This window comes from Gordonia sp. SMJS1, from assembly GCF_029866425.1.
Taxonomy (GTDB): domain Bacteria; phylum Actinomycetota; class Actinomycetes; order Mycobacteriales; family Mycobacteriaceae; genus Gordonia; species Gordonia hongkongensis.
Window position 1 is genome coordinate 4,098,995 of sequence record NZ_CP123381.1, and the last position, 13,568, is coordinate 4,112,562.

Sequence of the window (13,568 nt, forward strand, 5' to 3'; positions counted from 1 at the left end):
TCCTGGACTTGTTGCTCTACTGGGCGGATCCCAGCAGGGGTTTTCTTCTTACGTTGGTGCGCAGAACTGGTCGGCGCATGTCGCTAGGACCGGATTTACTCGCCGGTGGCCTTCGCGATGATTTCCTTCGACACGTTCGCGGGAACCTCCGCGTACGAATCGAACACCATGGAGTAGTTTGCCCGGCCCTGGGTCTTCGACCGGAGGTCTCCGATGTAGCCGAACATCTCCGACAGCGGCACCTGTGCCTTCACGACACGCGCACCACTGCGCTCCTCCATGGCCTGGATCTGGCCACGGCGGGAGTTCAGGTCGCCGATCACGTCACCCATGTAGTCCTCGGGAGTCGTGACCTCGACGGCCATCAGGGGCTCGAGGATGACCGGACCGGCCATCCGCGCAGCTTCCTTCAGGGCCTGCGAGCCGGCGATCTTGAACGCCATCTCCGAGGAGTCGACGTCGTGGTACTGACCGTCGAGCAGGGTGACCTTCAGGTTCACCAGCGGGTATCCGGCGAGGACACCGTACTGCATGGCGTCCTGGGCACCGGCGTCCACCGACGGGATGTACTCGCGCGGGACGCGGCCACCGGTGACGGCGTTGGCGAACTCGTAGGTCGCACCGTCCTCGGCGTCCACCAGGGGCTCGAGCTTGATGATGACCTTTGCGAACTGGCCCGATCCACCGGTCTGCTTCTTGTGGGTGAACTCGTGCTTCTCGACCGTCTTGCGGATGGTCTCGCGGTAGGCCACCTGCGGCTTGCCGACGTTGGCCTCGACCTTGAACTCGCGCTTCATGCGGTCGACGAGGATGTCGAGGTGGAGCTCGCCCATACCGCCGATGACGGTCTGGCCGGTCTCCTCGTCGAGCTGGACCGAGAAGGTCGGGTCCTCTTCGGCGAGCTTCTGGATCGCGGTGCCCAGCTTCTCCTGGTCGGACTTGGTCTTCGGCTCGATCGAGACGTTGATGACCGGGTCCGGGAAGCTCATGGACTCGAGCACGATCGGCGACGCCGAATCGCACAGGGTGTCACCGGTGGTGGTGTCCTTGAGACCGATCATCGCGTAGATGTGGCCCGCGGTGGCGTCCTCGACCGGGTTCTCCTTGTTGGCATGCATCTGGAAGAGCTTGCCGACGCGCTCCTTCTTGCCCTTGGTCGCGTTGAGCACCTGGGTGCCGGCGTTGATCTTGCCGGAGTACACGCGCACGAAGGTGAGCTTGCCGAAGAACGGGTGAGCCGCGATCTTGAACGCGAGAGCCGAGAACGGCTCGTCCGCGGACGGCTTGCGCGAGAGGATCTCCTCCTCGTCGCCCACGGCGTGACCCTCGACCGACGGCACGTCCAGCGGGGACGGCAGGTAGTCGATGATCGCGTCGAGCATGGGCTGCACGCCCTTGTTCTTGAACGCCGAGCCACAGATCACCGGGTAGAACTCACGGGCGATCGTGAGCTTGCGGATCGCGCCCTTGATCTCCTCGGTGGTCAGCTCTTCGCCGCCGAAGTACTTCTCGAGCAGTGCCTCGTCGGTCTCGGCGACCGTCTCGAGGAGCTTCTCGCGGTACTCCGCAGCCTGGTCGACCAGATCGGCGGGGATCTCCTCGATGGTCGGCGCAGCGCCGATCTCGACGGTTCCGCGCCAGGTGATCGCCTTCTGCTCGATGAGGTCGACGACGCCGTCGAAGTTGTCCTCGGCGCCGATCGGCAGCTGCAGGACCAGCGGCTTGGCGCCGAGGCGCTCCTCGATGGTGCGCACGGTGAAGAAGAAGTCCGCACCGAGCTTGTCCATCTTGTTGACGAAGCAGATACGCGGGACGTCGTACTTCTCCGCCTGACGCCAGACCTGCTCGGACTGCGGCTCGACGCCTTCCTTGCCGTCGAACACGGCGACCGCGCCGTCGAGCACGCGGAGGCTGCGCTCCACCTCGACGGTGAAGTCGACGTGGCCGGGGGTGTCGATGATGTTGATCTGGTTCTTGTTCCAGAAACACGTCACCGCCGCGGAGGTGATGGTGATCCCCCGCTCCTTCTCCTGCTCCATCCAGTCGGTGGTCGAGGCACCGTCGTGGGTTTCACCGATCTTGTAGTTCACACCGGTGTAGAAGAGGATTCGCTCGGTGGCGGTGGTCTTGCCGGCATCGATGTGGGCCATGATGCCGATGTTGCGAACCTTGTTCAGGTCGCTGAGCACTTCCTGTGCCACTTAATCGCCTCGCATTTTCGCTAGAGGTGTTGGGTCTGAGGTGGAACCGTCCGCGGCGTCGTGTTCCCCGACGCCGCGGACGGTTGGTGTCACCAGCGGTAGTGCGCGAACGCCCGGTTGGCCTCGGCCATCTTGTGGGTGTCCTCGCGGCGCTTCACCGAAGCACCGAGACCGTTGGACGCGTCCAGCAACTCGTTGGCGAGACGCTCGACCATGGTCTTCTCACGACGCTGGCGGCTGAAGCTGACGAGCCAGCGGAGCGCGAGGGTGTTGGCGCGGTTCGGCTTGACCTCGATCGGCACCTGGTAGGTGGCACCACCGACGCGGCGGCTCTTCACCTCGAGGGTGGGCTTCACGTTGTCGAGAGCGCGCTTGAGGGTGACGACCGGATCGGTGCCGGTCTTGTCGCGAGCCTGCTCGAGGGCGCCGTAGACGATGCGCTCGGCGGTCGACTTCTTGCCGTCCAGCAGGATCTTGTTGACCAGCTGGGTGACCAGCGGCGAACCGTAGACGGGATCGTTGATGAGGGGGCGCTTGGGAGCGGGTCCTTTACGTGGCATGACTTATCAGTTCCCCTTCTTGGCGCCGTAGCGGCTGCGAGCCTGCTTGCGGTCCTTGACACCCTGGGTGTCGAGCGAGCCGCGGATGATCTTGTAGCGCACACCCGGGAGGTCCTTCACACGACCGCCGCGGACGAGCACCATCGAGTGCTCCTGCAGGTTGTGGCCTTCGCCGGGGATGTAGGCGGTGACCTCGACCGAGCTGGTCAGGCGCACACGGGCGACCTTGCGCAGCGCCGAGTTCGGCTTCTTGGGGGTGGTGGTGTAGACGCGGGTGCACACGCCACGACGCTGCGGGCTTCCCTTGAGGGCCGCGGTCTTGGTCTTGGCAGCCTTGTCGTGACGGCCCTTGCGGACCAGCTGATTGATGGTTGGCACTAGGTGTTCGTTCCTCTTTGTCATCGGTTGTGGTTGGTGCTCCGGGCAAGCACGAAGTGGCTCGCAGGCCTGTTTTCGCGGCTTCCACAACTCGCCCCACCAGCACGTATGTGCTGGTCAGTACATTTTCGCTACCCCGAGGTCGGGCGTGTCATACACTCGACAGCGGATTCGCCTGTCAGCCCCTCTGCCGGCCGTACCCCGAGATGCTCGGCGGCTCGAGAGCCGTAGGGCAGGCATGCGGACTGGCCCAGCATGGGCCGGGCACCGACGATCCACTCTACGATCGGGTTTACACAGGTCAAAAAACGGATCCTGCACGCAACCGGCAGGTGAACGGGTCGTACGCGATCGGCTCCAGGCCACGCTCGTGCTCGGCGTGACCCTCCCACTTCTACACCGTGAAACCGCTTGCGTCGAGGGCGCGAGTCGGCGGTGCGACCATTCCGTCACCCGCGCTGCACGGGTCGCCTGAGCTGCTCGATCACGGGTGCGGACGGGCTCTCGGGGTCGCGCGGTCGACGCGTCGGCGAGGACTGGCCGCCGAACCACCGGTCGACGATCGTCGCCTGCCGTTCCACCTCGCCCCGGCGCGGCATGTGGTGGTTCTCACCGGCATCGCGCACGCCGTACACGTCCTCGCCCAGTTCGTACCGGGCCTGGTCGGCCAGCGCACCGGCGAGGAACCCGGCAGGCGAACGGGCAGCGGCGATCTGCCAGGCGTGGACCAATTCGTGGATGAGCAGCTGGCCCGGCACCGGGTATGCCCTGGTCCCCTGCCCCAGGGTCGCGTCGAGGTGCGACCCGAGATTGCAGAGGATGCGGCCGTCGACCGCGGGCACCGTGAATGCGCGCCCGCCCCGACCGGCGAGATCGGTGAGGACGACGTCATCGAGCCACCCCGCGTCCCCGAAGACCGCCACGGCCACGCTTCGCTCGGCCGGGGTCAACCCACGATGACGCACGCGACGGCGGATGACGCTCGACGTGACGAGGCCCGCGCCCAGCACGACGACGAACCCGAGCGGGCCGAGCCAGATCGTCACCGGCACCAGGTGCACCGCGAGGAGCACACCCGCCGTGGCCGCCGGGGCGTCGCCGAGTCGTCCCGCCCCGAGCCGGCGGGCGACGGAGAGCACCGTGCCGAGCAGGCGCCCATAGGCCCGGGCGGCCGCGATGACCGGACGGCGCAGGCGCGTCGCGGACGCCGGGCGGGGCATCATTCCGGCGTCTGCGGCAGTTTCACCTTCGTCGCACCGGGCTTCGCCGGATTCGACGGCGGCGGGACCACCGGTCCGATGTCGCCATCGGGAGCCTCGTCCAGGTCGACGATGACCGGCGCGTGGTCACTCGGCTTGCTGCCCTTGCGTGCTTTCCGGTCGATCCAGGCGGCCGCGACGCGATCGGCAGCGGACGCTCCGGCGAGGATCAGGTCGATGCGCATCCCGAGGTCTTTGTGGAACATGCCGGCGCGGTAGTCCCAGTAGCTGAACACACGCTCGCCCGGCCACCGGTCCCGGACGACGTCGCGCAGGCCCATCGATTCGAAGGTGGCCAGCGCGGCCCGTTCCGCCGGGGTGACGTGGGTGTGTCCCACATACGCGGCGGGGTCGAACAGGTCGGCGTCGGCCGGCGCGATGTTCATGTCGCCGCACAGGAGTGTCGTGGTCGGGTCCTCCACGGCACGGGCCAGCGCCGCGAGCCACTCGAGTTTGTAGGTGTAGTGGTCCGAGTCCGGGGTCCGGCCGTTGGGCACATACAGTGAGTGGATGCGGAGTCCGCCGCACACCGCCGACACCGCCCGTGCCTCGAGAGTCGACGGGTCGGGGTATCCGGGCATGCCGTCGAATCCGATCCGGACGTCGTCGAGTCCGACCCGCGACAACAGCGCCACCCCGTTCCACTGCCCCTGTCCGGCGTGCGCGACCTCGTATCCGCGGTCGGCGAGATCGGCGCCGAGTGACTCGTCGAACGCCGCGTCGGAGAGTTTGGTCTCCTGCAGGCACACCACGTCGGGTCGGCGCTCGTCGAGCCAGGGCAACAGGCGCGGGATGCGCTGCTTCACGGAGTTCACGTTCCAGGTCGCCACGCGCATGCGACCACGGTAGTACCCCGCCATCGGGGCCCGGCCACCGCCGATCGCCGACCCGGCCTTTCGTTCCACGGTGACGTGTGTCACGTTGGTGGGTATCGACACGTTGCACCGCACCTCCGATTCGTCGCCCCGACGGCCCGTCATCGAGTCGTCGTGGCGTCGGTCTGAGCTGTCCGGGGTCCGCCCCGAGGACCCGACGCCGACGCAGGTCCAGGACATCGCTGCCGCCGACCCGCTGCTCGACGCCGCCCGCCCGGTCCTCGATGACGCCGCCGCCCGACTCGCCGACACCGATGTCTCGCTGCTGCTCGTCGACCACGAGTGCCGGATGGTGACGCGGGTGGCGTTCGGCACGACCGTGGAGCGCCGTCTCGACGCGATCGGCGCCTCGCCGGGCGTGCCGTTCGGCGAGGACGTCGTCGGGACGACGGCCCTCGGTACCCCGGCGGAGACCCGGGGCGGGATCGTCGTGAACAGCTCCGAGCACTACCTGGACCAGTTCAAGTCGATCAGTTGCTTCGGACAGCCGATCATCCATCCCGCGACCCGCAGGCTGGCCGGGATCATCTGCATGTCCGAGATCGCCGATCGCATCAACCCCTTGGCGATCCCGGTTGTCAACGGGATCGTCGCCGACATCGCCGACCGCCTGCTGGACCGGTCGCGAGCGCACCAGCGACGCGTCCTCGACGCGTTCCAGCGCGCCGCACCGCGTCGCGACCTCGCCGTCGCGGCCATCGGCGACGACCTCCAGCTCACGAATGCCCTTGCCGCCGAACTGCTCTCCCCCACCGACATCGGCGCGATGCGGATCGTCGCGACCGATCCCGCACTGCGCGCGACGGTGCTGCCGCTGACCCTGGTGTCGGGCGCCGAGGTCGAGGTCGCCGTCGAACCCGTGCCGGGCGCCTGCGGCGCGGCGCTGTTCCGCTTCCGGCCGGTCAGCGAGCCGCCGCCGAGGCGGTCCGCGCCACCGACCGCCCCGTCCCGCACCAGCGTCGCGATCACCGGCGAACCGGGGACCGGACGCAGCACCCACGCCGCTGCGCTCGCCGCCGAAGCCGATTCGCCACCGGTGATCGTCGATGTCGCCGACGAGATCATCAGCGGTCGTCGCCCCGACATCCCCGCGTTCGTCGGACGCGCCCGGTCGATGAGCACGACCCTGGTGATCGACGGCGTCGATCTCCTCGACGCGCAGTCGGTCGCCCTACTCGGGCGCGTGGCGGTGTCGAGCTCGCCGGAGTCGCCGCTGATCGTCGTCGGCGGGCCGCGCGACCAGGCGAGTCCGGGAGTCGCCGCACTCCTCGCCCGGTGCGCCACACGGGTCGATCTCGCTCCACTACGTCATCGGACCTCGGAGCTGGCGTCGATCGCGAGCAGCGCACTGACCGACATCGACCCGGAGCTCACGCTGTCCGGACTGGCGACGGACGCCCTGCTGTGCGACGACTGGCCCGGGAACCTCACCGAGCTCAACTCGGTGCTCCGGCAGGCCGCCCTGGCGTGCCGAGCGCGCGCCGCGCGGGTCGTCGAACCCGCCGACCTGCCACCCGCCTATCGGACGACCAGCCGGGCCGCGCACCTGTCCGGCCGGGAACAGGCCGAGCGCACCGCGATCGTCGAGGCGCTGGACCGCGCCCGCGGCAACAAGGTGCATGCCGCAAGGGATCTCGGCATCAGCCGGACGACGCTGTACTCGCGGATGCGCGCACTGGACATCTGAGCGCGCGGTTACTCCGGCACCGCGGTGCGGGGCACCGGGTCCCGCAGCGTCTGCCGTGCGAGCGCCGCGATGAGGTCGGTCCGGGTCACGATGCCGACCAGGGTGTGCCCCTCCAACACCGGGACCGCGTCGCATCCGCTCTCGGCGAGCAGCGGCAACAGCGCCCCGACCGGCGTGCCCGGGGTCGCGACGGCCGGTTCCGCCGACATCACGTCCGCGGCGCACAACTCGACGTCGTTCGAGCGCATCAACCGCCGCACGAGATGGATCTGGAACACCACACCGACGAACATGCCGTCGTTTGCGGTCACCGGCAGCGAGGTGAAGCCGTACTCGTCGAAGAGGACGGCGACGTCTCGCAGCGGCGTCTCGGGGTTCACGGTCACCAGGTCTCGGGACATCACGTCCGTCGCGGCGAGCGGGCCCGCGCGATGACCGGCAGCCTGCAGTTCGGCGGCCCCGATCAGTCGCGCGAGGTCGGCGACACCGAGGTTGAGCGACTGCTCGTACCGGTCGAGGATGCCGGTCAGTTCGTCCTCGTCCAGACCCAGCCGCGCCGCCGGCGGGGGCGCCGCGTCGAACCGGCGATACGGATAACGCCGTCCGGTCAACCGGGCGTACCCGGCGGCGAGGACCACCAGCAGGAGTGTGCCCGCGAGGACGGGTGCGAGGACGAACCGGAACCCCAGCGACTGGATCGTCTCCGGACTGAGCGCGGCTGTCATCGCCACCGCGCCGGCAGGCGGATGGACCGCGTGGCACCCGATCATCAGGGCCACGGACAGACCGACTGCGAGCGCCACCCGGAGCGCGGGCTGGCCGATGGTGAGGGTGGTCGCCACCCCCACGACTGCCGACACCGCGTTGCCGACGGTCGCGGGCCACGGCTGCGCCAACGGACTGTTCGGCGCGGCGAAGACGAGCACGGCGGTCGCCCCGAACGGCGCGATCAGGAAGAGTCCGAGCCGCAGGTCGACCCCCGACGCGGCGAGCACCAGACCGACGAGTCCGAGCGCCACCCCGGCCCCTGCTCCCGCCCGGAGGGCCTCACGGATCGAGATACCCCCGGTCACCGGGCCGAGGCCACGCAGGGCGGCGCCGACCCTGCCCGCTGGGCGCACGTTCACTCTGCTCCTCCGAAGGTCCCTGACTTGTCCGGCGTCTCACGGTAGCCACGCGGTGACGGCCGGTCGCCGCGACCCCTGTACAGCCCAGGTGTTCAGTTTCTGGACACGGCGACACGTCGGAACGGTGAGAGAAATAAGTCAGGTCGAATATGACCGAGATCACTCCACCGACCACATCACCGCCGGCACCACGCCGACCAGGAGGCCCCATGACCGCCGTCGTTCCCGACACCGCCCTGCATGAGCGCGTTCGCGATTTCATTTCCGCCGACCGTCCGATGCTGATCGGCGGCGAGTGGGTGTGGTCGGCCTCGGGCCGCACCTTCGAGACCATCGATCCCGCGACGGCGCGTCCGCTCACCTCGGTCGCCCACGGCGACGCGGCCGACATCGATCGCGCGGTCCGCGCCGCGCGCCAGGCCTTCGACGACGGCCCGTGGACCCGGATGAAGCCGAATGAACGCGAACGCCTGCTGTGGCGGGTCGGCGACATCCTCACCGAACGCGCCGAGGAGTTCGGCCAGCTGGAGGCGCTCGACAACGGCAAGGCGGCCACCATCGCCGCCGCGGTCGACACCAACTGGTCGGCCGACATCTTCCGCTACAACGCGGGCCTCGCCACCAAGATCACCGGGTCGACGGTCGACGTCTCGATGCCGTTCGTGCCCGGCGGCGAGTTCCACGCGTACACCCTGCGCGAGCCGGTCGGAGTCTGCGGCCTGATCGTGCCGTGGAACTTCCCGCTCCTGATGGCCGCGTTCAAGCTGGCCCCCGCATTGGCGGCCGGCAACACCGTCATCCTCAAGCCGGCCGAACAGACCCCGCTGACGGCCCTGCTCCTCGGCGAGGTGTTCCAAGAGGCCGGCTTCCCACCGGGCGTGGTCAACATCGTCACCGGTTACGGCGAGGCCGGCGCGGCGCTCGCCGCGCACGACGACGTCGACAAGATCGCGTTCACCGGCTCGACGGAGGTCGGCAAGAAGATCGTCGACGCCGCGAAGGGCAACCTCAAGAAGGTGTCGCTGGAACTCGGCGGCAAGAGCCCCAACATCGTCTTCGCCGACGCCGACTTCGAGAAGGCGGTCGCCGGGTCGGTCGCGGCCTGGATGTTCAACCACGGACAGTGCTGTGTCGCCGGAACACGTCTCTTCGTCGAGCGGCCGATCTTCGACGACTTCACCGCGGCCGTCGCGGAGGCGGCCTCGCAGGCCAAGATCGGACCCGGCCTCGACCCGTCGACCGAACTCGGACCGCTGGTCAGCCAAGAGCAGTTCGATCGCGTCTCGGGATACCTGGCGGCGGGCCTCGCCGACGGCGCACGGGCACTGACGGGTGGAAAGCGTTGGGGCGACGAGGGATTCTTCATCGAACCGACCGTCTTCGTCGACGTCGATCCGAGTTTCTCGATCGTGCAGGAGGAGATCTTCGGTCCCGTCGTCGCCGCCATGCCCTTCGATGCCGACACCGGGGTCGCGGCCGCGGCCAACGACTCCATCTACGGTCTCGCAGCAGGCATCTGGACCACGGATCTGTCCAAGGCGCACCGGACGGCCCGACAGATCAAGGCCGGTTCGGTCTGGGTGAACCAGTACAACGGCTTCGACACCGCGATGCCGTTCGGCGGTTACAAGCAGTCGGGCTGGGGACGCGAACTCGGCTCGTCGGCCATCGAGCTCTACACCCAGACCAAGGCCGTCAACATCTCGCTCTGACCCCATCCGCCCTCGAGTACACCCAAGGAGCACGATTTCATGTCTCTCACCACCAAGGCCGCCGTCCTCACCGGACCCGGAAAGCCGTTCGAGATCGTCGAACTCGACCTCGACGAGCCCCGCGAAGGCGAGGTGCTGATCAAGTACACCGCGGCCGGCCTGTGCCACTCCGACCTTCACCTGACCGACGGCGACCTCCCGCCCCGCTATCCCATCGTGGGCGGCCACGAGGGTTCGGGGATCATCGAGGCGGTCGGCCCGGGCGTCACCAAGGTCAAGCCCGGCGACCACGTGGTCTGCAGCTTCATCCCGAACTGCGGCACCTGCCGCTACTGCTCCACCGGCCGGCAGAACCTCTGCGACATGGGCGCCACCATCCTCGAGGGATCGATGCCCGATGGCACATTCCGATTCCACGGTGGCGGTGACGATTTCGGAGCCATGTGCATGCTCGGCACGTTCGCCGAACGCGCGACGATCTCGCAGCACTCGGTCGTCAAGGTCGACGAGTGGTTGCCGCTCGACAAGGCAGTGCTCGTCGGTTGCGGCGTGCCCTCGGGCTGGGCACCTCGGTGTACGCGGGCGGCGTACGTGCCGGCGACACCGTGGTGATCTACGGCATCGGCGGCCTGGGCATCAACGCGGTGCAGGGCGCGGTGTCGGCCGGGGCCAAATACGTCGTGGTGGTCGACCCGGTCGCGCTCAAGCGCGACACGGCGCTCAAATTCGGTGCAACACATGCCTTCGCCGACGCCGCCGAGGCCGCGGAGAAGGTCAACGAACTGACCTGGGGGCAGGGTGCCGACCAGGCCCTCATCCTCGTCGGCACGGTCGACGCGGAGGTCGTGGCCAACGCGACCGCCGTCGTGGGCAAGGGCGGGACGGTCGTCATCACCGGTCTTGCCGATCCGACGAAGCTGACCGTGCAGGTCTCCGGAACCGATCTGACCCTGAACCAGAAAACCATCAAGGGCAGTCTGTTCGGCTCGGCCAATCCGCAGTACGACATCGTCAAACTGCTGCGCCTGTACGACGCGGGGCAGCTCAAGCTCGACGAACTGGTCACGCAGACCTACACCCTCGACCAGGTCAACGAGGGGTACCAGGATCTGCGGGACGGCAAGAACATCCGCGGGGTCATCATCCACGCGGAGTGAATACCCGGTCGGTTCGCCCGAGGTGCCGTCTCCCTCGGGCGAACCGGCCACCCACGTCGCGGCGACGATGCCGGGCCCGACGAGGGACAGAAGTGCTTGAATCGTCGGTGTGACCGCGACCTGGTGGATACGACTGCTCCGCATCGCCTTTGCCGCCCTGGGCGTCACCGCGCTCGTGTATCAGGCGGTGCTGCGCTACGGCGACGCGGGCTTCACGCTCGCGAACTTCTTCAGCTACTTCACGGTGCTGAGCAACATCTTCGCCGCGCTCGTCCTGCTCGTCGGCGGACTGCTGGCCCCGGCAACCCCGGCATGGGAGTGGTGCCGTGGGGCGGCGACCACCTGCATGGTCATCACCGGGATCGTCTACGCCTTACTGCTGCAGGGCATCGACGTCGACGTCACCTACGCCTGGGTGAACGACGTGCTGCATCGCGTCATCCCGCTGGTGATGCTCGTGGACTGGATCGTGGTGCGTGCCCGGCGACTCCCCGAACGGGCGTGGCTGTCCTGGCTGACCATCCCGCTCGTGTACGGCGTCTACACGTTGATCCGCGGGCCGCTCGCGGACTGGTATCCCTACCCGTTCATCGATCCGCGTGGACAGGGTCATCTGTCGATGACGATCTCGCTCGTCGTCGTGTTCGTCGGCATGGCCTTCATGTCGTTCGGCGTCTACTGGGTCGGCACCCGCGGTCGGCGACCCGATGCGCCGGGGCCCGGACACCCCGCCGCCGAACGCGGTTAGTCCGCGCCCGGCGGGTCCGCGGGCTCGCTCCCGAACGCCGCGACGAGCTGCGCCGACCAGGTGTCGACGACCAGCGCACGCCGGGCGGAGTCATCGGACAGCGTGTCCGCCAGGCCGAGTCCGCGCGCCATGTCCAGAGTTGCCTGCACCAGTCGGCAACCGGTCTCGTCGTCCGGGGCCACCCCCATCGCGGCCATCGTCCGCTGATGGGCCGCGCGGGCGAACTTGGCCTCGAGTGGCAGGATGAGCCGCCGCAGTGCCGGGTCGGACGCGGCGGCGGCCCAGACCTGGAGTGCTGCCTTGAATTCGGTGCCGGTATAGACGTCGACGGCCCGCTGGACGGCACGGATGACCCGGTCCGGGGTCACTTCGTCGGCCGCCTCCGGCGATGCGTGCGGATCCCCGACGGCAGCGCGGGTCATGTCCTCGAAGACCTGCTCGAGTGCCGCGGTGATGAGGGCTTCGCGCGTCGGGAAGTGATGTTGCGCCGCACCGCGGGACACGCCGGCACGTTCGGCGACCGCGGCCACGGTCGCGGCGGCCCAGCCGTCCGCGGCCAGCGCGTCGACCGTGGACCGCAACAGGCGCTCGCGGGTCAACCGCGAGCGTTCCTGTTGCGGGGAGCGGGTGTTCGCCGACGACGTGGTCACCGCGAGCCTCAGTAGGACTTCGGCAGCCCGAGGCTGGTCTGCGCGACGAAGTTGAGGATCATCTCCCGGCTCACCGGGGCGATGCGGGCGATCCGGGCGAGGCTCAGCATCGGCGCCAGTCCGTACTCGGTGGTCAGACCGTTGCCGCCCAGGGAGTGCACGGCCTGGTCGACGACCTTCACACAGGCCTCGGCGGCCGCGTACTTCGCCATGTTGGCCGGCTCCGCGGCGCCCCAGTCGTCGCCGGCGTCGTAGAGGGTCGCGGCCTTCTGCATCATCAGCTTGGCCATCTCGAGCTCGACCTTGCCCTGGGCGAGCGGGTGCGCGATCGCCTGGTGCGCACCGATCGGCGTCTTCCACACCGTGCGCTCCTTCACGTACGACACCGCCTTGTCGAGCGCGAACCGGCCCATCCCGACGGCCGACGCCGCGGCCATGATGCGTTCCGGATTGAGCCCGGCGAACAGTTGACTCAGGGCAGCGTCCTCGGAGCCGACGAGCACGTCGGCGGGCAATCGCACATCGTCGAGGAAGAGCTGGAACTGCTTCTCTGGGTTCTGCAGTTCCATGTCGATCATCGTGTACGAGAAGTTCTCGGAGTCGGTGGGGACGATGAAGAGCGCGGGCTTGAGGTTGCCGGTCTTCGCGTCTTCGGTGCGGGCGACGATCAACACGGCCTGCGCCTGGTCGACGCCGGAGATGTAGACCTTCTGGCCGGTGAGCAACCAGTCCGAGCCGTCCCGACGGGCCGTGGTGGTGATCTGGTGGGAATTGGAGCCGGCATCGGGTTCGGTGATACCGAACGCCATCGTGATCGACCCGTCGGCGAGACCCGGCAGCCACCGCTGCTTCTGCTCGTCGGTGCCGAAACGCGCGATGACGTTGCCGCAGATGGCCGGTGAGACGACGAGCATCAGCAGTCCGGTGCCCGATGCGGCGATCTCCTCCATCACGATGGCGAGCTCGTACATACCGGCACCGCCGCCGCCGTACTCCTCGGGGAGATTGACCCCGATGAAGCCGAGCTTGCCCGCCTCGGCCCACAACTCGTCGGTCTTGCGGCCGGTGCGCGCGCACTCACGGAAGTACTCCTGTCCGTACTTCGCGGCGAGTCCGGCGACCGCCGCGCGCAGCTCGGCGCGTTCGGTGGTCTCCACGAACGGATTGGTGTCCACGGTCATGTCGATGCTCCCTGTCTCGGTCTTCGATGTGGT

General features: G+C 68.4%; 11 protein-coding genes and 1 pseudogene. 4 read left to right on the plus strand and 8 right to left on the minus strand.

Going from position 1 to position 13,568, the window contains the following annotated elements; all coding sequences use genetic code 11:
• Window positions 1–95: 95 nt before the first annotated feature.
• From fusA to QAD21_RS18620, 5 genes are all read right to left on the minus strand, one after another.
• Window positions 96–2,201 carry an elongation factor G gene (gene fusA / locus QAD21_RS18600; RefSeq protein WP_065629671.1) on the minus strand — a complete coding sequence of 702 codons (2,106 nt, stop codon included), beginning with the start codon at window positions 2,199–2,201 and terminating at the stop codon, window positions 96–98.
• An 89-nt stretch (window positions 2,202–2,290) separates the two neighbouring features.
• Complete coding sequence (rpsG, locus tag QAD21_RS18605) at window positions 2,291–2,761, minus strand: 30S ribosomal protein S7 (RefSeq protein WP_004020595.1); 471 nt, start codon at window positions 2,759–2,761, stop codon at window positions 2,291–2,293.
• 6 nt (window positions 2,762–2,767) lie between these two features.
• On the minus strand, window positions 2,768–3,139 hold the full coding sequence (gene rpsL / locus QAD21_RS18610) for a 30S ribosomal protein S12 (protein WP_004020596.1): 372 nt from the start codon (window positions 3,137–3,139) through the stop codon (window positions 2,768–2,770).
• A 449-nt stretch (window positions 3,140–3,588) separates the two neighbouring features.
• Window positions 3,589–4,362 (minus strand): hypothetical protein, encoded by a 774-nt coding sequence (locus QAD21_RS18615; protein ID WP_280359971.1) that lies wholly within the window; start codon window positions 4,360–4,362, stop codon window positions 3,589–3,591.
• A complete protein-coding gene (locus QAD21_RS18620; RefSeq protein ID WP_280361791.1) occupies window positions 4,359–5,234 on the minus strand; it encodes an exodeoxyribonuclease III in 876 nt (291 codons plus the stop codon). The genes QAD21_RS18615 and QAD21_RS18620 overlap by 4 nt, the downstream gene beginning before the upstream one ends.
• Window positions 5,235–5,562: 328 nt before the next feature.
• Here QAD21_RS18620 and QAD21_RS18625 point away from each other — a divergent pair, with 328 nt between their 5' ends.
• Entirely contained in the window at window positions 5,563–6,960 is a 1,398-nt protein-coding gene (locus tag QAD21_RS18625) for a helix-turn-helix domain-containing protein (RefSeq protein WP_280361793.1), read from the plus strand.
• Window positions 6,961–6,968: 8 nt separating this feature from the next.
• Here the strand turns inward: QAD21_RS18625 and QAD21_RS18630 are convergent, their stop codons facing one another.
• Window positions 6,969–8,087: an HPP family protein gene (locus QAD21_RS18630; protein ID WP_247450024.1), complete on the minus strand. Its 1,119-nt coding sequence runs from the start codon at window positions 8,085–8,087 to the stop codon at window positions 6,969–6,971.
• Between the two features lie 209 nt (window positions 8,088–8,296).
• On the opposite strand from QAD21_RS18630, the gene QAD21_RS18635 reads away from it, so the two are divergent.
• The 3 genes and pseudogenes from QAD21_RS18635 (at window position 8,297) to QAD21_RS18645 (ending at window position 11,704) form a co-directional block, all read left to right on the plus strand.
• Window positions 8,297–9,799, plus strand: a complete 1,503-nt coding sequence (locus QAD21_RS18635) for an aldehyde dehydrogenase family protein (RefSeq protein ID WP_065629673.1) — start codon at window positions 8,297–8,299, stop codon at window positions 9,797–9,799.
• Window positions 9,800–9,838: 39 nt separating this feature from the next.
• Window positions 9,839–10,956 (plus strand): annotated as a pseudogene (locus tag QAD21_RS18640) (NDMA-dependent alcohol dehydrogenase).
• Window positions 10,957–11,065: 109 nt separating this feature from the next.
• On the plus strand, window positions 11,066–11,704 hold the full coding sequence (locus QAD21_RS18645) for a Pr6Pr family membrane protein (protein WP_205333709.1): 639 nt from the start codon (window positions 11,066–11,068) through the stop codon (window positions 11,702–11,704).
• Here QAD21_RS18645 and QAD21_RS18650 read toward each other — a convergent pair.
• Together QAD21_RS18650 and QAD21_RS18655 are read right to left on the minus strand one after the other, a co-directional pair.
• The gene (locus QAD21_RS18650; protein WP_205333708.1) at window positions 11,701–12,354 is read right to left on the minus strand and encodes a TetR/AcrR family transcriptional regulator; all 654 of its coding nucleotides are present in this window, start codon (window positions 12,352–12,354) and stop codon (window positions 11,701–11,703) included. The genes QAD21_RS18645 and QAD21_RS18650 overlap by 4 nt on opposite strands.
• Before the next feature lie 8 nt (window positions 12,355–12,362).
• The gene (locus QAD21_RS18655) at window positions 12,363–13,535 is read right to left on the minus strand and encodes an acyl-CoA dehydrogenase family protein (protein ID WP_205333707.1); all 1,173 of its coding nucleotides are present in this window, start codon (window positions 13,533–13,535) and stop codon (window positions 12,363–12,365) included.
• Window positions 13,536–13,568: the final 33 nt, after the last annotated feature.

Excerpts from the sequence above, each read along its gene's own strand:
- rpsG (WP_004020595.1), bottom strand. The coding sequence starts at position 2,761 with ATGCCACGTAAAGGACCCGCTCCCAAGCGCCCCCTCATCAACGATCCC.
- QAD21_RS18615 (WP_280359971.1), bottom strand. The coding sequence starts at position 4,362 with ATGATGCCCCGCCCGGCGTCCGCGACGCGCCTGCGCCGTCCGGTCATC.
- QAD21_RS18620 (WP_280361791.1), bottom strand. The coding sequence starts at position 5,234 with ATGCGCGTGGCGACCTGGAACGTGAACTCCGTGAAGCAGCGCATCCCG.
- QAD21_RS18625 (WP_280361793.1), top strand. The coding sequence starts at position 5,563 with ATGGTGACGCGGGTGGCGTTCGGCACGACCGTGGAGCGCCGTCTCGAC.
- QAD21_RS18635 (WP_065629673.1), top strand. The coding sequence starts at position 8,297 with ATGACCGCCGTCGTTCCCGACACCGCCCTGCATGAGCGCGTTCGCGAT.
- QAD21_RS18655 (WP_205333707.1), bottom strand. The coding sequence starts at position 13,535 with ATGACCGTGGACACCAATCCGTTCGTGGAGACCACCGAACGCGCCGAG.